General features: G+C 53.8%; 17 protein-coding genes. 13 read left to right on the forward strand and 4 right to left on the reverse strand.

Annotated features, from left to right (window positions below; all coding sequences use genetic code 11):
* Positions 1-5: 5 nt before the first annotated feature.
* Positions 6-1,145 (reverse strand): FAD-dependent oxidoreductase, encoded by a 1,140-nt coding sequence (locus BS639_RS01930; protein WP_084982115.1) that lies wholly within the window; start codon positions 1,143-1,145, stop codon positions 6-8.
* A 113-nt stretch (positions 1,146-1,258) separates the two neighbouring features.
* Between BS639_RS01930 and BS639_RS01935 the strand changes: the two genes are divergently transcribed.
* Entirely contained in the window at positions 1,259-1,711 is a 453-nt protein-coding gene (locus BS639_RS01935; protein WP_206601144.1) for a MarR family winged helix-turn-helix transcriptional regulator, read from the forward strand.
* A gap of 122 nt (positions 1,712-1,833) precedes the next feature.
* Here BS639_RS01935 and BS639_RS01940 read toward each other — a convergent pair whose 3' ends face one another.
* Positions 1,834-3,090: an adenylosuccinate synthase gene (locus BS639_RS01940; RefSeq protein WP_055773660.1), complete on the reverse strand. Its 1,257-nt coding sequence runs from the start codon at positions 3,088-3,090 to the stop codon at positions 1,834-1,836.
* A 140-nt stretch (positions 3,091-3,230) separates the two neighbouring features.
* Between BS639_RS01940 and BS639_RS01945 the strand changes: the two genes are divergently transcribed.
* From BS639_RS01945 to BS639_RS01955, 3 genes are all read left to right on the forward strand, one after another.
* The gene (locus BS639_RS01945; RefSeq protein WP_055773661.1) at positions 3,231-4,121 is read left to right on the forward strand and encodes a LysR family transcriptional regulator; all 891 of its coding nucleotides are present in this window, start codon (positions 3,231-3,233) and stop codon (positions 4,119-4,121) included.
* A gap of 196 nt (positions 4,122-4,317) precedes the next feature.
* The gene (locus BS639_RS01950) at positions 4,318-5,484 is read left to right on the forward strand and encodes an MFS transporter (protein WP_084982116.1); all 1,167 of its coding nucleotides are present in this window, start codon (positions 4,318-4,320) and stop codon (positions 5,482-5,484) included.
* A 30-nt stretch (positions 5,485-5,514) separates the two neighbouring features.
* Positions 5,515-6,129 (forward strand): TetR/AcrR family transcriptional regulator, encoded by a 615-nt coding sequence (locus tag BS639_RS01955; protein ID WP_055773722.1) that lies wholly within the window; start codon positions 5,515-5,517, stop codon positions 6,127-6,129.
* Between the two features lie 39 nt (positions 6,130-6,168).
* Here BS639_RS01955 and BS639_RS01960 read toward each other — a convergent pair whose 3' ends face one another.
* Positions 6,169-6,828 (reverse strand): DUF1028 domain-containing protein, encoded by a 660-nt coding sequence (locus BS639_RS01960; protein ID WP_324187996.1) that lies wholly within the window; start codon positions 6,826-6,828, stop codon positions 6,169-6,171.
* Between the two features lie 199 nt (positions 6,829-7,027).
* Between BS639_RS01960 and BS639_RS01965 the strand changes: the two genes are divergently transcribed.
* From BS639_RS01965 to BS639_RS01985, 5 genes are read left to right on the forward strand one after another with little or no spacing between them, the layout of a single operon-like run.
* Positions 7,028-8,545, forward strand: a complete 1,518-nt coding sequence (locus BS639_RS01965; protein ID WP_233427611.1) for an ABC transporter substrate-binding protein — start codon at positions 7,028-7,030, stop codon at positions 8,543-8,545.
* Positions 8,546-8,582: 37 nt separating this feature from the next.
* Positions 8,583-9,530: an ABC transporter permease gene (locus BS639_RS01970; protein ID WP_084982118.1), complete on the forward strand. Its 948-nt coding sequence runs from the start codon at positions 8,583-8,585 to the stop codon at positions 9,528-9,530.
* Positions 9,527-11,317, forward strand: coding sequence for a dipeptide/oligopeptide/nickel ABC transporter permease/ATP-binding protein (locus tag BS639_RS01975; RefSeq protein WP_084982119.1), 1,791 nt, complete (start codon positions 9,527-9,529; stop codon positions 11,315-11,317). The genes BS639_RS01970 and BS639_RS01975 overlap by 4 nt, the downstream gene beginning before the upstream one ends.
* Positions 11,314-12,114 (forward strand): ATP-binding cassette domain-containing protein, encoded by an 801-nt coding sequence (locus BS639_RS01980; protein WP_055773666.1) that lies wholly within the window; start codon positions 11,314-11,316, stop codon positions 12,112-12,114. Before BS639_RS01975 ends, BS639_RS01980 begins: the two co-directional genes overlap by 4 nt.
* 37 nt (positions 12,115-12,151) lie before the next feature.
* Positions 12,152-12,931, forward strand: a complete 780-nt coding sequence (locus BS639_RS01985) for a FadR/GntR family transcriptional regulator (protein WP_084982120.1) — start codon at positions 12,152-12,154, stop codon at positions 12,929-12,931.
* A gap of 69 nt (positions 12,932-13,000) precedes the next feature.
* On the opposite strand, the gene BS639_RS01990 is transcribed toward BS639_RS01985, so the two are convergent.
* Positions 13,001-13,933 (reverse strand): cation diffusion facilitator family transporter, encoded by a 933-nt coding sequence (locus tag BS639_RS01990; RefSeq protein WP_084982121.1) that lies wholly within the window; start codon positions 13,931-13,933, stop codon positions 13,001-13,003.
* Between the two features lie 247 nt (positions 13,934-14,180).
* On the opposite strand from BS639_RS01990, the gene BS639_RS01995 reads away from it, so the two are divergent.
* The 4 genes from BS639_RS01995 to corA all read left to right on the forward strand — a co-directional run bounded on the left by BS639_RS01995 (position 14,181) and on the right by corA (position 19,606).
* A complete protein-coding gene (locus BS639_RS01995; protein WP_055773669.1) occupies positions 14,181-15,416 on the forward strand; it encodes an HlyD family secretion protein in 1,236 nt (411 codons plus the stop codon).
* A complete protein-coding gene (locus tag BS639_RS02000; RefSeq protein ID WP_055773670.1) occupies positions 15,413-16,981 on the forward strand; it encodes a DHA2 family efflux MFS transporter permease subunit in 1,569 nt (522 codons plus the stop codon). The genes BS639_RS01995 and BS639_RS02000 overlap by 4 nt, the downstream gene beginning before the upstream one ends.
* A gap of 1 nt (position 16,982) precedes the next feature.
* On the forward strand, positions 16,983-18,527 hold the full coding sequence (locus BS639_RS02005) for an efflux transporter outer membrane subunit (RefSeq protein ID WP_055773671.1): 1,545 nt from the start codon (positions 16,983-16,985) through the stop codon (positions 18,525-18,527).
* Between the two features lie 74 nt (positions 18,528-18,601).
* The gene (gene corA / locus BS639_RS02010) at positions 18,602-19,606 is read left to right on the forward strand and encodes a magnesium/cobalt transporter CorA (RefSeq protein ID WP_055773672.1); all 1,005 of its coding nucleotides are present in this window, start codon (positions 18,602-18,604) and stop codon (positions 19,604-19,606) included.
* Positions 19,607-19,619: the final 13 nt, after the last annotated feature.

Here is a 19,619-nt window from a genome sequence, read left to right on the forward strand (position 1 = left end):
CCGCGTTAACATCCTCGATGCGTTTGTACGTCATCGAGGAGTGTTTGCAATCCCGAGCGGCTAAACATCTGATCAAACGCGCGATTACACTGCACCGAGATGCGGCTTGAACGTTCGAGCATGGCTTCTTCAAAAGCGCGAACCGCCTTTCGCCAATCTGCCCCCTGCACCAGTGCTTCCGCAAGCTCTGCTGCATCAAGCATCGCAAGATTTACTCCTACTCCGAGCGGCGGCATAACGTGTGCTGCATCGCCAATCAGCGTTATGCCATCACGCTGATGCCAATTCTGAATCACAGGTAAAGTCACAATGGCTCGCACGGCGATTATTTTCTCTGCCGTTGTAATCAGAGACAAAAGTGAGGGTGCCCATCCTGAAAAACGCGAGAGTAGCTGCTGTTGAGTGATACTCGACAGCGTTTTATCAGGCCTGTTTGTTTCTGCAGCCAGTGTACGAAAAGCCGCATAAACCCGGATCGTGGCATTTCCATTGCGTTGGGCGATTATCCCCATTCCATCATGTAACGAAAATAGCGAACCATGCCCCACCAGCTCGGCCTGAACCGGGTATTGCCTGTCAACGTCATTCAGAAGCAATTCAACAAAGGTCACACCGGTATAGTCAGGGCGCACCTCAGTTAATGCCGCTCGCACTTTCGACCACGCGCCATCGGCCCCAATTACCAGATTGAAAACTCCTGCCGAACCGAGTTTAGTCACCAGCTCAACCCTGCCATCGGCGGTCAATTCAACTCTTTCTATAGGCGTGTTCCAGTGAATTGCGCTTTCACCTAAAGGCTGGAGCAGAAGGCGACGCAGGAGATATCGGTCAATCTCAGGCCTTTCGCCCATTCCCACCTCAGGGACCTCTTTGTAAACCAGATTTCCACTCGCATAGTCGACGATCCGCTGCTCCTGATCCTCATGGCGAGCAGCGGCAAGAAACGCATCGAGCAGCCCGGCTTTTTTCAGCCCCAACTGCCCTTCATTAGGATGGAGGTCCAGCGAACCTCCCTGCTCGCGTGAGGTGGCAGAAGCATCGGCTTCAAAGAGGCTACAGGCCCAACCGTGGCGGTGAAAAATATTGGCAGCGGTCAACCCTGCCGGGCCTGCTCCAACGATAGCAATAGAAGGTTGTTGCGGCATGACGCATGCTCCTTTATCTTGATGGACATAGATATATTAATAGGTACCTATATTTTATACATAGGCACCTATTTAAATGCAAACCCATCGGTTAAATGAAGCAAAGAGGGATCATGAATTCAGCTTCCGACTGGCACCCGCACAAAATGCCGACCCTGCTCATCAACAGAATTGCCCGCATCATGTCAAAACAGGTTGATGATGAACTTAAGATTTTGGGCATCACCGCGTCTCAGCTTCCGGTTTTGGTAGCCCTTAAGGACGGGGGGCAATTGACGCAAAAAGAGCTCGCTGAAGCCGCAAGCGTGGTGCAGCCCAGCATGGCTCAGCTGTTATCACGCATGGAGCGCGACGGGTTGATTAAGCGAGAACCCTCGCCAGTCGACAAACGCAGTAGCCTGATTTCACTAACCGAGCATGCACTGGGGTTGCTTGCACCAGGCCGCGCTATTCTTCGTCGAATGGATGATGAAACTTGTTCTGTATTGAGTGAGAGTGAACGCGAGACGTTGGTCAGCTTACTGTACAAAATCATGCTGGTGCTGCCGGAAGAAGGCACAGACTGACAATGTGTTAAGCGTAATATCGACACAAGGTGGGACTAAACGGCGAGCCGTGTTTGCGTGGCATAAAAAAGCCCTGCTCACCTAAGTGGCAGGGCTGAGTATCAAACTGATTAATCGAGGGATTAACGGTTGATCATCTGGTCACGCTCAGGACCGACAGAAACCATGCTGACGCGAACGCCCATCAGGTCTTCGATGCGCTCAACGTAACGCTGAGCGGCCACCGGCAGGCTTTCGAAAGTACGGCAGCCGGTGATGTCCTCTTCCCAAGACGCCATCTGCTCGTAAACCGGGGCCAATGCAGCAGTTTGCGGCCAGATTGGGTTTTCGGTGTGCTCACCGGCATAGGCGACGCAAATTTTCAGGTCAGCCAGGCCAGACAGGCAGTCAATTTTGGTCAGTGCGATTTCGGTAGCAGCCTGTAACTCAACGCCGTTGCGCGTTGCTACAGCATCGAAGTAACCCATGTCGCGCGGACGACCGGTGGTCGCACCAAATTCGTTGGCGTTTTCACGGAAGTTATCCTGCTCTTCCATCGCAGTCACCAGCGTACCCGTGCCAACAGAAGAACTGAACGCTTTCGCGACGGCAATCACGCGCTCAGGGCGCAGAGCCGGTAAACCACTGCCGATACCGGCGTAAGCGGCGGTCACGTTTGAAGACGTGGTCCACGGATATTCGCCATAAACCAGGTCACGACCAGCACCAAGCTGTGCTTCAAACAGCAGGTTAGCATCTTTTTTCTGCAATGCTTTTAGCGGCTCGGTTACGTTACAGATGAATTCGCGCCACGGTGCAGTCACCTCCAGCAGCCATGCGGTCATTTCTTCCGCGGTTTGGGTGAAGTCGAAGCTTGGATACAGCGCTTTTAGCTGTGGCAGTTTCCAGTCGAGCATGAACTGAATACGTTCCAGCAACACTTCAGGCTGGTTCAACCAACCGATCAGGATGCCTTTTTTCATTACGCGGTCGCCATAAGCGGGCGCAATACCCTGACGAGTAGAACCGTATGCAGCATCGCCAAGGCGTTGTTCTTCAAGAGTATCTTCAAGTGCATGCAGCGGCAAGCAAAGGGTTGCGCGGTCTGAGATGTGCAGTTTCACATCAACACCGGCGGCCTGAACTTCCGCAATTTCCTGAGTCAAAGCCGCAGGGCTGATAACCATGCCCGGACCGAGAACCGCAACGCAGTCTTTGTTGAAAATGCCGCTCGGTAATTGGTGCAGTTTGAAGGTACCGAAGTCGTTAACAACGGTGTGACCCGCGTTGTTACCGCCCTGAAAACGGACGCTTGCTGCGGCATCTGCTGCCAGTAAATCTACGATGCGGCCTTTGCCTTCATCGCCCCAGTTTGCACCTACAACCACAATCGACGGCATACTCAACTCTCCTCATTGATTAAGGCGCTATGCTATGCCTGTGAATTGAATATGAGAAATTAATTATAATTATCATCTCAATAAGAATCTCATATAATAGAGGCGAAATTTACCGAATTCGTCTGCGCAAGGTCAACAACATGCTAGATATCAACTGGTTAAATACCTTCGTCACGCTGGCAGAGCTGAAACATTTTGGCAAGGCCGCCGCCGCTTTACACATGACTCAGCCCAACGTCAGCTTGCATATCAAGCAGTTAGAGCAAAATACGCGGGTCAAACTGATAGAGCGAAATCCCTTCAGGCTAACCCAGGCGGGATTTCGTCTGCTGGATACCAGCAAGAGGACGCTGATGGAGTTGCAGGTTTGTCAGGCCGATCTTAATGCCATTAACGATCAGAGTCGTGGAACCCTGACCATTGCCGCCAGCGATATTATTTCGCGCCTTCTATTGATCAAGCCATTTCAGCTGTTTAAGAAAGCGTTCCCAGGCATTGACTTCACGCTGCTTAACACCACCTCGTCGCAGGCATCAGAGCTGGTCAAAAATGCTAAAGCAGATTTAGGTTTCGTTATCGAGCAGAAAGAGAGTCAACCGCTCTATTTCACCGAGCTGCAGCAAATAAAATGGTGCGCGTTGGGCAATAACCTTCAGGCCTGGCAGCAGGAACAGCAACCAGAAAATACAACGCACGCCAACCAGCCCACACTTATTCTGCTCGGCCACGATACTCGCACCCGTGACCTGCTCGATCAGGCACTGCCGTTACTTAAATTACCGCGCTACCGCGTGATGGAAGTGGGCAGCGTGGATGCACAAATCGACTGGGCTGAGGCCGGATTTGGCGTGGCGATTGTTCCTGAATTTTCACTGCGTACCAAAGCCAATCTCACGACCCAAGTCACGCCGCTGCCACAGTTCCCCGCCACCCGTCTTGGCTATATTTTGCGTCAGAATCAAGTCCTCTCCAAAGCAGTGAAACAGCTGCTTCAGTGGGTGGATCAGGAAATTGTCGACTTACAGCATTAAGTGACGCGGTAACTAATTAGCCACAACCCGTTTAGCACATAATGAACATGCCACCCCTCAAATCTTACTTGCAAGTAAGTTTACTAGTAAGTAAGATTTTAATTAGCACAGAAACCTATCCCGGTTTCACCACTATACGCGCTTCTCTACACACCATGATTATTACAAACTAACCAAAATTTTGAGGGTTGAAATTATGTCGTCCAAATGGCCACTGTTGGCGTTGGCACTGAGTGCTTTTGGGATCGGTACCACCGAGTTCGCGCCCATGGGTTTGCTGCCTACTATTGCCCAAGGCGTCGATGTTTCAATCCCGACGGCCGGTTTGCTGATTAGCGCCTATGCAATTGGCGTTATGGTCGGCGCACCGTTGATGACGCTGGTGCTGGGTCGTTTTCGCCGTAAGTCCTGTCTCCTGATGCTGATGGGCATCTTTATTGTCGGCAACCTTCTCTCTGCCGCCGCGCCAGATTATACGCTGCTGTTGCTTTCTCGTCTGGTAACCAGCATGGCACACGGCGCCTTCTTCGGATTTGGTGCGCTGGTCGCCATGAGTCTGGTGCCTGCCGATAAGCGCGGAAGCGCGGTCTCGCTGATGTTTATGGGGCTGACCATCGCAAATATTGGCGGCGTCCCGGTCGCGACTTGGATTGGTCAAACTATCGGCTGGCGCACCACGTTTGCGGCTACCGCCGTACTGGGGGTTATTGCCCTGTTTGCCTTGGCCAAAACATTGCCTAAAGGTGAAATCGGCAAAATGCCAGAAGTAAAAAAAGAGCTGTCGGTGCTGGTGCGTCCGGTCGTACTGCGCTCGCTGGCGACTACCGTATTGGGTGCAGGTTCAATGTTCACCCTTTATACCTACATTACGCCGATTTTAGAGCAACTCACCCACGCCTCCGGTGAATTTGTTACCGCGATGCTGATGCTGATTGGTGTCGGTTTCACTCTGGGTAACTACATCAGCGGCAAGCTGGTAGACCGCTCGGTTGACGGTACATTAGTCCTGTTTTTCAGCCTGTTGGCGATTTCGATGTTTGTCTTTTCGTTCTCTGCGACAAGTCACATCGGCGCGGCAATCTCTCTGGTACTGTGGGGAATGATGGCGTTCGGATTAATTTCACCACTGCAAATGCGCGTGATGGACGCGGCACACGAGGCCCCTGGCATGGCGTCATCGGTAAATATCGGTGCCTTTAATCTCGGCAATGCGTTGGGTGCAGCACTCGGTGGCGGTGTGATAAGCTCTGGACTGACCTATGCGTGGATCCCCCCTGCCGGTGCCGTATTGGCTCTGCTGGGCCTGGTTCTGGTGGTCGCCAGCCGCGCGGCAAACCGTGAATTAGCGACCGAAAACGCATAAATCTCCGCTCAAGGATCTATGAAAGTCGTGATGCAGAATAAATCGTCTTCTCTTTCTAAAGGTACTGTCCTTTCTAAAGGAGAAAGAACCCACGCCAATCTTCGCCGCCACGCGGCGGCGGAGTTTGCAAGGCTGGGTTTTCACAACACTAAAGTTAGCGATATCGTCAAAGCCACCGGTGTATCACAGCCCACCTTCTACTGCTATTTCGAAAGCAAAGAGATGGCCTATGATGACCTGATGACCGAATTTCGTTCGCGTCTTGAAGCACTGACGCTCACGTTTTTGATTGAAGGCGAAGCGCATGCCGATCAGGTATTTGAGCGTGTGGCGCTGAGTTTTCGCATGCTGCTCGACTTTTTGGCCGAAGACCCGGATTTGACCCAAATTGGCTTCTTCCAACCACCGGGCTGCACCGCAACCAAAGCGGGACTGGCCAGCTGGATCACTCAAAACATTGCCAAAGAGCAGAAAAACGGTCTTTACCGTCAAGATATTAGCGCCACGCAGGTTGGGCAATGTTTTGTCGGTATGCTCGACCAGATGGCGCGCATACCTGGCGATGCGCAAAAACGTGAAGAGCTCAGTTTGGGCTGTGCCAGATTGTTGTGTGAAGACATTCGCCAGGGCTGCGTTAAACGCTGAGTGCGCAGCCAGTTTTATTTATTCTGCCAAGCATCGCGGTCAATCTATCAGGCCGCGCCCTTTAGGCAACTGCTCGAAGAATTGCGCATAATTCGCGCCCTGCACCTCATTTAATACCTCCTGCATCGCCTCAAGTGGCCTGTCTGCCCAGTCAATACGCAGGTCGATGTCCGCATAGTCCCTGTCGTGCCACACCTTTAACGCCGCTGATTTCAGTCCGCGTCTGTCTCCGCCCTGCTCGGCGGCTGCCTGCATCGCGACCAACAAGCGCTGGGGAAAAGCCAGCGTTTTATTCTTAATATAAGACGAAATCAGACTGTCTAGGGTTTCTGGGCCGCCGAGAAAATTACCCGCCACCGCCGCATGATCTACCCCTCTGCTGCCGACCCATTCGTGACACTCACTGCCGCTGGCATGGGCTGTACTTCCTGATTTATCTACTATAATCAATTGCCTCCGCTGTCTTTCCGGGTCGTCTGCCAACAGCAGATCCAGCGTTTTCTGGGCGCTGTATCCGCGTTTAAGCAGCGCCAGCCCCTTGATACCGTACAGCGGATTGGTCATAGCCTGGGTAGCAATCGCCCCAACTTGGCTATGACCGTGAATAACTAATGCCCCAACGGCCGGTCCCGCAGTGGCCGTTATTGCCCCCAGCATGCCGGTTTCAGGGTCTCGAGCGATGAGAGAAAAGGTCATCATGGCGCTCCATTTATTAATTTGGAAATTGAAAAAATTCACTCAAAAGTTATTTATACGCATAAATTATTGCAATCTGATTAATTTATACCCATAAATATAAAAGAACAACTTTTGCCCAACGCTAACGCCACCTAATGAGGTTGAGATGAAATACGCGCTGCACAAATGGTTTGCCTTACTCTGGATGTGTGCCTGTTGTATGATGGTTACACCTCGTGTTCTTGCTGCTTCGCCGGCCAACGTCCTGCTGATTGGTCAGGTTGCCGAGCCGCAATCCCTCGACCCTCAGGTCGCCACCGCGGCCAACGACTCGCGAATTCTGGTCAATATTTATGACGGATTAGTGCGCAACGGTGCCGGGAAGCTTGATATTGAACCCTCGTTGGCCGAGCGTTGGGAAATTAGCACGGATGGTTTGACCTACACCTTCCACCTGCGCCCCAACGTGAAGTTTCAAGACGGCAGCCCGGTGAACGCCGAAGCAGTTAAATTCACCTTTGAACGCATGTTGGACAAGCAAAATCCCTATTACAATACCGGCCCTTTCCCGCTGTCTTTCTTCTTTTCAACGATTGACCATATCAGCACCCCAGACGCGTCAACAATTGTCTTTAGTCTTAAAGAGCCGTTTGCGCCCTTTCTCTCCAACCTTGCCACGCCGACCGGTTTAATCGTTTCCCCCGAGGCGGTGAAAAAATATGCTAAGGAGTTTGGACGCCATCCAGTGGGCAGCGGCGCGTTTAGCTTTAGCGAATGGCAGTCCAATCAGCGCGTAGTGCTGAATGCCAATGCCCACTACTGGGACGGCAAGCCTGAGCTGCAAACGCTGGTCTTTCGCCCAATAACCGACGGCAACACTCGCGTCGCCGAGATGCTTTCCGGCGGTATTGATACGCTGGTTGAAGTGCCGCCGGACAGCGTAAAACTGTTCGCCAATAATCCGAAGTTTGAGCTGCATCAGGCCGTGGGTCCGCACGTATGGTACGTGATGCTAAACACCCAGGTAGCGCCCTTTAACGACGTACGCGTCAGGCAGGCGGTGAACTACGCCATCAATAAGCAGTCGATGGTCGACAATATCTTGCAAGGTTCCGCTGCCGTGGCCGATGGCCCTATTCCTTCCGCCTTTGGCTGGGCACACAATAACGACGTGAAGCCCTATCCTTATGACCCGCAGAAGGCCCGCGAACTGCTTAAAGCCGCCGGTGCAGAAGGGGCGAAATTGACCTTTTATGTGACAGAAGGCGGCTCCGGCATGCTCGACCCCATTCCTATGGCGACCGCAATTCAGGCTGATTTGAAGGCGGTAGGGCTTGATGTGTCAATTCAGACTTACGAATGGAACACCTACCTGTCGAAGGTGAACGCGGGTTTAAACAAACAAACCAACATGGCGGAAATGGCGTGGATGACCAACGATCCCGATACTCTGCCTTTCTTGACGCTACGCACTCAGGCCTGGCCTGACAAAGGCGGCTTTAACTCCGGTTATTACAGCAATCCTGAGGTAGATACCCTGCTTGAAAAAGCCCGCACCAGCACCTCACAGGAGGAGCGCGGCAAACTTTATCAGCAGGTGCAGGCTCTGGTATATCAGGATGCGCCGTGGATTTTTGTCGCCAATTGGCAGCAAAACGCCGTGACCTCCTCGCGGGTGAAAAATTTTGCTCTGCAGCCGAACTTTACCCTGCTGCTCAATCACGTCAGCAAACAATAAGCGGGCGCAGTCTGCGCGCCAATGACGGAGAAACCTTATGTGGAGCTACGTAATCAAACGCCTGTTGGCGACGGTGCCAATATTTATCGGCCTGTCGCTGATTGTGTTCTTTATTATGTCAATGATCCCCGGCGACCCGGCACAGGCGCTGCTCGGAGCATGGGCGACGCCGGAAAACGTGGCGCGAATCAATCAGGAATTGGGCCTCAATAAGCCCGTTTGGCAACAGTACCTGATTTGGGTCAACAACATGCTGCACGGCGATTTCGGCCGTTCCTACGTGCTCAATCGTCCGGTGATAGACGAGGTCACACAGCGTTTTTCCGCCACCCTGCTCCTCGGCGGCACCGCGCTGTTGCTCAGCACAGTGCTGGGCCTGTTAGCCGGTATTTTCTCCGCAGTCCGACAGTTTGGATGGGGTGACCGACTGATTACGTTGTTGGTACTCATCGGTATTTCACTGCCTTCGTTCTGGATTGGCCTGCTGATGATTATGCTCTTTGCGGTTCAACTACCGTGGTTTCCGGCATCCGGCATGATCGAGGCTTGGGGCGGCGGCGGCTTTACTGACATAGCTCATCATCTGGTGATGCCCGCCGTCACCTTGTCGATTGTGGCAACCGGCGTTATTGCCCGCCTGACGCGCACCGCAATGCTTGAGGTGCTGCGCCAAGATTTTATTCGCACCGCCCGCGCCAAAGGATTAAGCGAGCGCAAAGTGATTTATCGCCACGCTTTTCGCATGGCGCTGGTCTCGGTTATTCCGGTGGTCGGTATTCAGGCCGGATTTGTGCTTGGCGGCGCCGTGTATATCGAAACCGTTTTTCAGTGGCCCGGTCTGGGCGCGATGCTGGTTAAAGCGGTCTCCACGCGCGATCTGCTGCTGGTGCAGGGCGGTGTGTTGGTAGCCGCCGCGGCCTATGTGTTGATCAATCTGTTCACCGATGTTCTACAGGCGCTCCTAGACCCGAGGTTAAAATCATGACTGACACTCTGGCCACCGCCGCGCACGCTGCTCGCCACCGCCCTTCTTCCTGGTCGCTGCTGCTGCACAACCGACTGGCTGCCTGCGGATTAGGCGTGCTGCTGATTATTGTATTGGCCGCGCTGCTGGCTCCGCTGCTGCCGATAGCTGACCCAGACGCGACCAATTTGCTCAATCGCCTCCAGCCTCCCCTGTCTAACGGGCACCCGCTGGGAACCGACGCACTGGGCCGCGATATGCTGTCGCGCCTGCTGTGGGGAACGCGCGTATCGCTGGTGGTCGGCATTAGCGCAACGCTTTTGGCGGCATTTTTGGGCACGCTGATTGGCCTTTTAGCCGGGTATGCCGGGGGCCGCACCGACAGTTTGTTGATGCGCTTTATCGACATGCTGATGGCGTTCCCCTATATCTTGCTGGCGTTGGCTATCGTCGCGGTGCTTGGCCCTGGGCTACTCAATGCGCTGTACGCCATCGCCATCGTCAATATTCCCTTCTTTGCGCGTAATATTCGCGGGCTGACACTGGGTCTGCGTCAGCGTGATTTTATTCAGGCAGCGCGGCTGTCGGGGAAAAATCACTGGCAGGTGCTGTTTAGCGAAGTATTGCCCAACGTGATGCCGATTGTTGTGGTCACGATGTCGACCACGCTGGGCTGGATGATCCTCGAGACGGCAGGTTTGTCATTTCTCGGGCTAGGCACCCAGCCACCGAATGCCGATCTGGGGTCGATGCTGGGTCAGGGCCGTGAACAAATGTTCAGCGCTCCCTTCGTGACGCTGGTGCCGGGCGTGATGATTTTCTTGCTGGTGATGAGCGTTAACCTGCTGGGTGACGGCGTGCGTGACGTGCTCGACCCGCGGCTGAAGTCTGGCGTGTTGCAGCGCGCCAAGGCCATCACCGACGTGCAGCGCAGCGTAATACCCGCACAAAACAAGCCAGACGCACTGCTAGAAGTGGTTGATTTAAAAGTTAACTTTGGCTCCGGCCAGCGGGCCACGACGGCGGTCAAAGGGGTGAGTTTTCAGGTAGCAAAAGGCGAATGTCTGGGGCTTATCGGCGAAAGTGGTTCAGGAAAAAGCGTGACGGCGCTTTCCATTATGGGGTTGGTGGCTTCTCCACCTGGCGTTATCACCGGCGGCGCAATCTATGTCGCGGGTGAAGAGATGCTTTCGCTGCCGCCACAGCGACTTCAACAGCAGCGCGGCGCTCGAGTGGCCTACATTTTTCAGGATCCGCTGACGACCCTGCATCCCCAGTTCAGCATTGGTTATCAGTTAGCGGAAGCCATTGTTGCCCACCAGCCGTTAAATAAACAGCAGGCAAAAATGCAGGCCGTTGCCCTGCTCGACCGCGTAGGTATTCAGGATGCTGAACAGCGCTACGCCGCCTTTCCCCACCAGCTTTCCGGCGGCCAGCGCCAGCGCGTGGGCATTGCCATGGCGCTGGCCAATGACCCTGACATAATCATCGCCGACGAGCCTACCACTGCGCTCGATGTCACCGTTCAAGCTCGCATACTGGAGCTGTTGCAGCAGTTACGCCGTGAACGCGGACTCACGCTGCTGTTTATCACCCATGATTTTGGCGTCGTCAGCCAGATTTGTGACCGCGTGGCGGTGATGCAGCGGGGAGAAATTGTTGAAACCGGTGAAACGCGGCAAGTGCTTAATCATCCGCAGCATCCTTACACCCAACGCCTGATTGCCAGCGTGCCGCATCTGGGGCAAGGCCGACAGTTTCTGCAGCGAGTCAGGCGACTTTACGCTTCAGCCGAGGAGAAAGCATGAAAACGGTGATTGAGGTACGTAATCTGGTTAAAACCTTTGGCGGCAGGAAAAGCTGGTTTTCGAGCGCCGAGCATCAGGTTAATGCGGTGAAAAATGTTTCTTTCGATCTCAACGCCGGTGAAACGTTGGCAATTGTGGGTGAAAGCGGATCGGGGAAAAGCACGCTGGCGAGAATGCTGGTCGGTCTGGATCATCCCACTTCCGGTACGATGATGCTGATGGGCCAGGATGCGGCCCAGTGGCGACAGCGTGGCGCAAAAGCCTTTGGCAAAACGGTGCAATATGTTTTTCAGGATCCGGTGGCTTCACTAAACCCGCGTAAAACCATTGCCGAGACCCTGAGAGTGCCGCTGACCCATCTTTGCGACTATGCCGAGGTGCAGCAAAAACAAAAAATGCAGCAGCTTATGCAGGCGGTCAATATGCCCCACGATGCCCTCGAGTGTTATCCGCACGAGTTCTCTGGTGGCCAAGCTCAGCGCCTCGCGATTGCCCGTGCGTTGGCGGCGGAAGCTAAAATTTTGGTGCTCGATGAACCGGTCAGTGCGCTGGATGTTTCGGTGCAGGCGCAAGTTTTATTACTTTTGGAACAACTAAAACAACAATTTAACCTATCCTACATATTCATCAGTCACGATTTGGCTGTGGTAGAGTCTATCGCTGACCGCGTGGCGGTGATGTATTTGGGAGAATGGGTTGAGTGTGAAGATAATAACACTCTGTTCTCTCGACCTGCCCACTCTTATACCCAAAGTCTGTTGGCAAGTGCACCGAGGCTGATTGCCGATACGCACTGAGGGTTACTGGCAACATTTTGATTACGGTAAGGAATTTATGACACATTATCCTACACCTAAAGAAAGCCTTCCTGTCGCGGATCCGGCTCGCCGAAAGCGCACCGATGAGATTGTCGATGAGATAAAAAGGACCATTATCAGTGACAATCTGGTTCCCGGCGATCGACTGCCCCAAGAGAAAGACCTGACCACGCGTTTTGCAGCCGGTAAAGGCACCGTACGTGAGGCGCTAAAATCACTTGAAGTTCAGGGGCTTATTCGCACTCGCACTGGTCCTGGCGGGGGTGCATTTATCGAGTCGATGAGCGAAACCCGCGCCATGAGCCTGCTGTCGAACTATCTGTTTACCCGCCAAATTTCAATCAGTGACATTTATGCCCTGCGAAAAGCGCTGGAACCTATTGTGGCGGTCAGCGCCATCAACAATATGGATCAAGCCGGTTTCGACAAGCTTCACGAACTGATTGGCGTTTACGACCATGAGCCTGCGGACGAGCAGGAACGCTGGGATCAGCGCATGGCCGAACTTGATTTCCACGGCGTGGTTGCCAGCTATTCCGATAACGTGCTGCTGGCGTTTATCTGCCATTTCCTACAGCGTTTATTGAAAGATTTGGCCGTGTGCAAGGATATTTATCAGCGCCCCGAGCCGGTTCAGCGCGGCGCCGGCATTGAATTTCAGTACAGCCTGATTGAGGCCATGCGCCGCAAGGACGCACTAAAGGTGGAACAGATCATGACCGAGCATATGGCACACGCCGAGAAGGCAATGGTGGCGCTTCAGGCCACGCTGGATGAACGTTTTTTAACTGATTAATCGCTTTTTAGATAATTAATGGCGAAACAACCGGCCAGTTTAATAAAACAGGCCGGTGACTGGAGGGGATTATTTAAACAGATTATCCAACCGGTCGTCGTCGATACCCGCCGGTTCAAGGTGCGCAGTCACGTCCGCCGCGCCAAACAGTAGCCTTACGGCGGCCTCTGCCGCATCGCCAATGTCATGACCCACGTCGACTGAAAGCTTACCGTCGACTTCAAGGTGAAATTCAACAAACACCCGGTCGCCGCCGTTGCGGGTGCGAATATCGTGCACGCCTTTTACCCCGTCACAGCTCATTACCGCCGCCCTGACCCGCTTACGATCTTCAACGTCAAGTTCACGATCCAGTAGCTGTTTCAGGGCATCTGCTGCCATGCCTTTGGCATTCCAGATCATATATAAGGAGATAAGCAGCGCGCCCACCGAGTCAGAGCGGGTCCAGCCGAGATAATGCTCCAGCACCAGCGCCAGTAGCACGGCAACGTTTACTGCCACGTCGGTGACATAGTGCGCGCGGTCAGCGGCAATGGCGGTTGAGCCGGTACGCTTAACCACGTAGTTCTGCATCAGGACCAGACCGACCGCCGCAATCGAACTGCCAATAATGACCCAGATGCCCAGCCCCAACGCCGCCAATGGCTGAGGATTAAGCAGGCGACCCAGCGATTCTCCACCGAGTACCAGACCTGCCGCGCCGAGCAACAGCGCCTGAACAAACGCCGCCACGGCTTCGGCTTTGCCATGCCCATAGCGATGACCTTTGTCGGCCGGACGCCCGGCATAGCGCACGCCGATTAGCGTGACCAGCGACGCAAGCACGTCAACCAGCCCGTCGGCCGCCGAAGTGAGTAATGACATGGAGCCGGTAGTCGCCCACGCCCAAACTTTTACGCTGACGAGAATTAACGCCACTATCAGGGAAACCATCGATGCAAATCGAGTGAGGCCTTTATAAGGTCCATCATGACTTGCAGGGGAAGTCGTTGAATCTGTCATACGGTTGTCCTGAAATGTACACGGTCTAAATAGAATGAAATGAAATTACTGTGCTGCAGAGGCGGGTACTTTGCCACTTTTCGAATCCGCTATAAAGAATTATCGACCGTTACTGTACAAAGGCCGACCGAACAGCCATAAGGTAAAGGCACTGACTTAAATTTACTTGCATTTACAACAATATCTTCTAGGGTAAAACGAGCTTCTTTTAAATCCTCGTCATGGCATCCCACATGCCGACTCTTCGATGAGCAACACAACCAGCGATCATAACAACATGACAGATAACAAAAAAGAGATGGAATCACGCGGCGCTGATGCACCAGAAGGCACCCAGTCAGAAATCAATTCAACTCAGGTTAAAGCGGGAGAAGGCCATACCCGCCCTGACGATAGCACGGACGGTCAAAAGGATAATGGCGATAAAAATGACGCCGAGAAGCGTAAAGGTCCGGGTAAAAAACCGCTGATCATTCTAGGCATTGTGGTGCTGGTTGTGGTGATAGCCGCGGCTATTTTTTGGTTTTTAAACCGTAATCTCGAAACCACCGATGACGCCTTTACTGAGGGCAACACGGTGACTGTTGCGCCCAAAATTGCCGGTTATGTGGTTAATTTGGCGGTTAAAGACAACGAATTTGTCAAAAAAGGCCAGTTGGTGGTGCAGATTGACCCACGCGACGCCACGGCGCAGCGCGATCAGGCTAATGCGCAGCTAGGTTTGGCGGTGTCACAGCTGCATCAGGCCCAAGTACAGTTTGATTTGGCTAAAGTGCAGTATCCCGCGCAGCTGGCTCAGGCCAAGGCGCAGGAAGCGCGTGCCGAAGCCAACTTGCTCAATGCAACCGCTGATTATCGCCGTCAGCGCGGCGTAGACCCCCGCGCAACCTCACAGCAAAACATAGATACCGCCAGCGCTCAGCTGCGTTCGGCCAATGCCGACTTGGCCAATGCCAAGGCGCAGGTTGACGTTGCAGCACAGGTTCAACTGCAAATCCGCAACGCCGAAACTAACGTAGAGGCGCGTCAGCAGCAGGTTGAACAGGCCAAGGCCCAGTTGGAAACGGCTAACCTCAACCTTTCCTATGCCGACGTTCGCGCGCCGTTTGATGGCTTCGTGACGATGCGTAATGTGCAGTTGGGTACGCTGGTGCAGGCGGGCTCTTCACTGTTCTCACTGGTTTCACCAGACATCTGGATAACCGCCAACTTTAAAGAGTCACAGCTTGAACGCATGAAACCGGGCGACAAAGTTGATGTCAAAATTGACGCCTATCCAAACATTAAACTGCACGGCCATGTAGACAGTATTCAGCAGGGTACCGGTTCGCGCTTCTCGGCCTTCCCGGCGGAAAACGCCACCGGTAACTATGTGAAAATCGTTCAACGCGTTCCGGTTAAAATTGTTATCGAAAGTGGACTCGACCCTAAAAAACCGTTGCCATTGGGACTGTCTGTTGACCCTACGGTAACCGTTGAATGAGTGCCGAACACAGCAGTTGGGTTCCCAAAAGTAATCCGTGGGCGGTGGCTATTGTGGTCACCATCGCGGTATTTATGGAAATTCTGGATACCACCATCGTCAACGTGGCGCTGCCGCACATCGCGGGGTCACTCTCCTCAAGCTACGATGAATCCACCTGGGTACTGACCTCATATCTGGTGGCCAACGGCATCGTGCTGCCGGTCTCGGCGTTCCTCAGTCGAACGTTTGGCCGCAAAAATTATTTCATGATTTGTATCCTGATGTTCACCGTCTGCTCCTTCCTGTGCGGTATTGCCACCGAACTGTGGCAGATGATCCTCTTCCGCCTGCTGCAAGGGTTCTTTGGCGGCGGTTTGCAACCGGTGCAACAGTCAGTGCTGCTGGACTATTTCAAAAAAGAAGACCGCGGCAAAGCGTTTGGCCTTTCTTCCATTGCGATTATCGTCGCGCCTATTCTTGGCCCTACACTTGGCGGTTTAATCACCGACAGCTACAGCTGGCGTTGGGTGTTTTTGATCAACATCCCTATCGGCGTCATTGCACTGATTGCCATTTATCAGTTGCTTGAAGATCCGCCGTGGGAGAAAAAATCGAAAGACAAGCTGAGCATCGACTACATCGGTATTGGCCTGATAACGCTGGGGCTCGGTTGCCTGCAAGTGATGATGGACCGCGGCGAAGACGAAGACTGGTTCCAATCCGGCTTTATCGTGACCTTTGCGGTGTTGGCGATTGTGGGCATTGTGGGGGCCGTTTACTGGCTGCTGTATGCCAAAAAGCCGGTCGTCGACTTACGCTGCCTGAAAGACCGCAACTTTGCCGTCTCGTGCCTGTTGATGGGCGGCATGGCGATGATCCTTTACGGCAGCTCAGTGGTTATTCCGCAGTTGGCTCAGCAGCAGTTGGGCTATACCGCCACCCTCTCCGGTCTGGTGATGTCGCCCGGGGCGCTACTTATCGTATTCAGCATTCCGCTGGTGCTTAAACTCATGCCCATGGTGCAAACGCGCTACCTGATTGCCTTTGGTTTCACCGTGATGATGCTGTCGTTTATCTATTCTATGACGCTGGTGCCAAATATCGATTTTGAAACGCTGGTGATGTTCCGCAGTGCGCAATCGCTGGGGCTAGGCTTCCTGTTTGTGCCGCTGACCACCATTGCCTTTGTGACGCTGCCGCAGCGCATGAACGCCGACGGCGCAGCGCTGTTTACCATGTTCCGCAACGTCGCGGGGTCGATTGGTATTTCGCTCTCCACGGCGGGGGTAACCGAACGTTCGCAGGCCAACAGTGCGCATATGGTGCACAACATGACGCCTTTGAATGAGCAATTTAATTTGGCGGTGCAGAAAGGTGCGGCGGCCATTCGCGACTTTACCAGCCTCACGGGCGATCCCACCGCGCTGGCGACCAGTCGAATGTATCAGGAGATGGTTTCCCAATCGCGGATCCTCGCCTATATCGACGTGTTCAGTTACTGCGCGATTGTTGCCTGTATTTTGATCCCATTTTGTTTCCTGCTTTCGCCAGTTAAGAGCGAAGGCAATGCCGGAGCCCATTAATATGTCGGCCTATGTATCACGCTTTACCCTTTCTGCTCTGGCACTGGCGCTGGTTGGCTGCTCGGTGGGGCCAGATTATCAGGCGCCGCAGGCGAAAACGCCCAGTGCTTACAATGATGTGAATCATCCGAAGAAAAATCCGGCCGACTCTATCGCCCTGTCGTCCCAGCCGAGTCCGCTGTGGTGGAAGTCGTTTAAAGACCCGCAGCTAGATAGCCTGATTGACCGCGCGATTGCCGGCAATATTTCACTCCAGCAGGCGGTGCTACGCATCGCTGGGGCGCGTGAACAGGTAACACAGGCCAAAGGAGCCTGGATGCCGTCCGTCAACGCCAGCGCCAAGGCCACGCGCCAACAGTTGGGCCTGCGAGGCGAGCTGGAATCAACCGGTGCACAGGGTAAGATTGACGCCCTGAGTCCCGAAGCGGCGAGCGCTATCGACACGGCAACCGACCCTATCAATATTTATCAGGGCAGCTTTGATGCCAGCTGGGAGCTTGACCTGTTTGGGGGCACCCGACGTTCGGTAGAGATGGCAAATGCGCAGACGCAATCTTCAGTCGAGAGCCGCAACGATGCGCTGGTTTCTCTTCAGGCCGAAGTGGCGCGCACCTATCTGCAACTTCGCGGCGCACAAACTGTCTTGGCCGCGATTCAGACCCAGATAGACGTCGCACAGCAAACGCTGGAACTGACACAGAGTCAGGCCCAGCACGGACTGGCACCGCAGCTCGACGTAGAAAACTCGCGCGCGCAGCTCGGGTCTTTACGCGCCCAGCTGCCGCAATATGAGTCCCAGCAGCGTCAGGCAATGAACGGCCTGGCGGTGTTGCTGGGGCAAATTCCTGGCGCACTGGACGGCGAGCTGACGCAGTTTAAACCGCTGCCGACTATTCCGGCCGTTGTGGCCGTGGGTGTGCCGTCGGAACTGGCACGCCGTCGTCCTGACGTGCGCAAGGCCGAGGCAGACCTTCACGCCGCCACCGCCAATATCGGCGTTTCGGTCGCTCAGCTGTTCCCGAGTATTTCGCTCACCGGACAGTTTGGGATGCGTAACAGCGACTCGGGTTATCTCACCGACTGGAGCAGCCATTTCTATTCGTTCGGGCCACAGGTTTCTATCCCTATTTTCCAGGGAGGACGTCTGGTCTCCAGCGTAAGACTTTCGCGCGCACAGCAGGCCAACGCCGTACTCAGCTACCGTCAAACGGTGCTCACGGCGCTGCAAGATGTCGATAATGCGCTGGTGAACTATCGCACCGATCAGGACCGAGTCAACGGTCTCGAAGAGTCGGCTAACGCGCTGCAAACCAGCTTTGAACTGGCCACCGATGGCTATAAAAAAGGGTTATCTTCATTTATAAATGTGCTTGATGCGCAGCGCCAGTTGGCCCAGGCGCGCCAACAGAGTGCCGAAGCCAAAGTCCAGACCAGCACCGATTTGGTCACCTTGTATAAATCGCTTGGCGGAGGCTGGGAGCCGTATCAGAACTATAAACTGCCGAGTTACAGCGTGTTTGGACCGGCAGAAACCGTTAAACCGTAATTATGCAGTCAGGAAGGCCGGAAATCTCCCGGCCTTTTCTTCTCCATTGACCTTCTCACAAACGGGTTACTCCGATGAACACCTCCACCAACGAAAAAAAATCGCAACCCGATTCCGTGATTTCCAGCGTTGCCTATCGCAATGGAAAAGTGATGCAACAGGTGACGATTGAAGACATCAGCGAAGTCATAAAAGAACCTGACACCTTTGTCTGGCTAGGCCTGGTGCAGCCAGACAATGACTACATGCGGCAAATTCAGGAAGAGTTTAGCCTGCATGATTTGGCCATTGAAGACGCGCTTACCGCCCATCAGCGGCCTAAAATCGAGCAGTACGGTGAGTCACTTTTTATCGTGGCTAAAACGGCGCAGCTGGTCGGTGACGTGATTAAATACGGCGAAACGCACCTGTTTGTGGGTAAGAATTTTTTAATTACCGTACGACACGGCGCGTCTTCCAGCTATGCGCAGGTACGAAAACACGCCGAGGAGTGCCCGGACCTGCTGGCTAAAGGCCCCGGCTATGCGCTCTACGCCGTGCTGGACGTAATTGTTGATAATTATCTCACCATTCTTCACGAATACACCCAGCAGTTTCAGCAGATTGAGTCGCGGATGTTCCAATCGGATTTCGACCAGAATGCGGTGCATGAAGTTTACCGCCTGCGTCGTGAATTGCTTTCTCTGCACAACGCCGCCTTGCCGATGGGCGATATTTGTAATCAGCTGATTCAACATCACGAAACACTGGTGCCAAAATCGCTGCGCGCCTATTTGCGGGACGTGCAGGACCATACACGCCAAGTGGTGACCACCACCGACGACATGCGCGAGATGCTGGCCAACGCGATGCACGTTAACCTGGCGCTGGTTTCAGTGCATCAAAACGAAGTGGTGCAGCGTCTGGCTGGCTGGGGGGCGATTCTGGCTATTCCGACGGTGATTTTCAGCCTTTACGGCATGAACTTCAAAGACATGCCAGAGCTCAATGACAGCTGGGGATATCCGCTTACGCTAGGGGTGACGATAGTCGGGTGCGTGGCGTTATATGTGAAATTGAAAAAGTCTGGATGGTTGTAGCTAGACTTGAACT

The organism is Rouxiella silvae (assembly GCF_002093625.1).
In the GTDB taxonomy this organism is placed as follows: Bacteria; Pseudomonadota; Gammaproteobacteria; order Enterobacterales; family Enterobacteriaceae; genus Rouxiella; species Rouxiella silvae.

Bases quoted from the DNA above. Each gene is read 5' to 3' on its own strand.
- BS639_RS01930 (WP_084982115.1), bottom strand. From the start codon at position 1,145: ATGCCGCAACAACCTTCTATTGCTATCGTTGGAGCAGGCCCGGCAGGG.
- BS639_RS02005 (WP_055773671.1), top strand. From the start codon at position 16,983: ATGTCGGCCTATGTATCACGCTTTACCCTTTCTGCTCTGGCACTGGCG.
- BS639_RS01960 (WP_324187996.1), bottom strand. From the start codon at position 6,828: ATGATGACCTTTTCTCTCATCGCTCGAGACCCTGAAACCGGCATGCTG.
- BS639_RS02000 (WP_055773670.1), top strand. From the start codon at position 15,413: ATGAGTGCCGAACACAGCAGTTGGGTTCCCAAAAGTAATCCGTGGGCG.
- BS639_RS01935 (WP_206601144.1), top strand. From the start codon at position 1,259: ATGAATTCAGCTTCCGACTGGCACCCGCACAAAATGCCGACCCTGCTC.
- BS639_RS01985 (WP_084982120.1), top strand. From the start codon at position 12,152: ATGACACATTATCCTACACCTAAAGAAAGCCTTCCTGTCGCGGATCCG.
- BS639_RS01945 (WP_055773661.1), top strand. From the start codon at position 3,231: ATGCTAGATATCAACTGGTTAAATACCTTCGTCACGCTGGCAGAGCTG.
- BS639_RS01975 (WP_084982119.1), top strand. From the start codon at position 9,527: ATGACTGACACTCTGGCCACCGCCGCGCACGCTGCTCGCCACCGCCCT.
- BS639_RS01995 (WP_055773669.1), top strand. From the start codon at position 14,181: ATGAGCAACACAACCAGCGATCATAACAACATGACAGATAACAAAAAA.
- BS639_RS01965 (WP_233427611.1), top strand. From the start codon at position 7,028: ATGATGGTTACACCTCGTGTTCTTGCTGCTTCGCCGGCCAACGTCCTG.
- BS639_RS01955 (WP_055773722.1), top strand. From the start codon at position 5,515: ATGCAGAATAAATCGTCTTCTCTTTCTAAAGGTACTGTCCTTTCTAAA.
- BS639_RS01950 (WP_084982116.1), top strand. From the start codon at position 4,318: ATGTCGTCCAAATGGCCACTGTTGGCGTTGGCACTGAGTGCTTTTGGG.
- BS639_RS01940 (WP_055773660.1), bottom strand. From the start codon at position 3,090: ATGCCGTCGATTGTGGTTGTAGGTGCAAACTGGGGCGATGAAGGCAAA.
- BS639_RS01980 (WP_055773666.1), top strand. From the start codon at position 11,314: ATGAAAACGGTGATTGAGGTACGTAATCTGGTTAAAACCTTTGGCGGC.
- BS639_RS01970 (WP_084982118.1), top strand. From the start codon at position 8,583: ATGTGGAGCTACGTAATCAAACGCCTGTTGGCGACGGTGCCAATATTT.
- BS639_RS01990 (WP_084982121.1), bottom strand. From the start codon at position 13,933: ATGACAGATTCAACGACTTCCCCTGCAAGTCATGATGGACCTTATAAA.
- corA (WP_055773672.1), top strand. From the start codon at position 18,602: ATGAACACCTCCACCAACGAAAAAAAATCGCAACCCGATTCCGTGATT.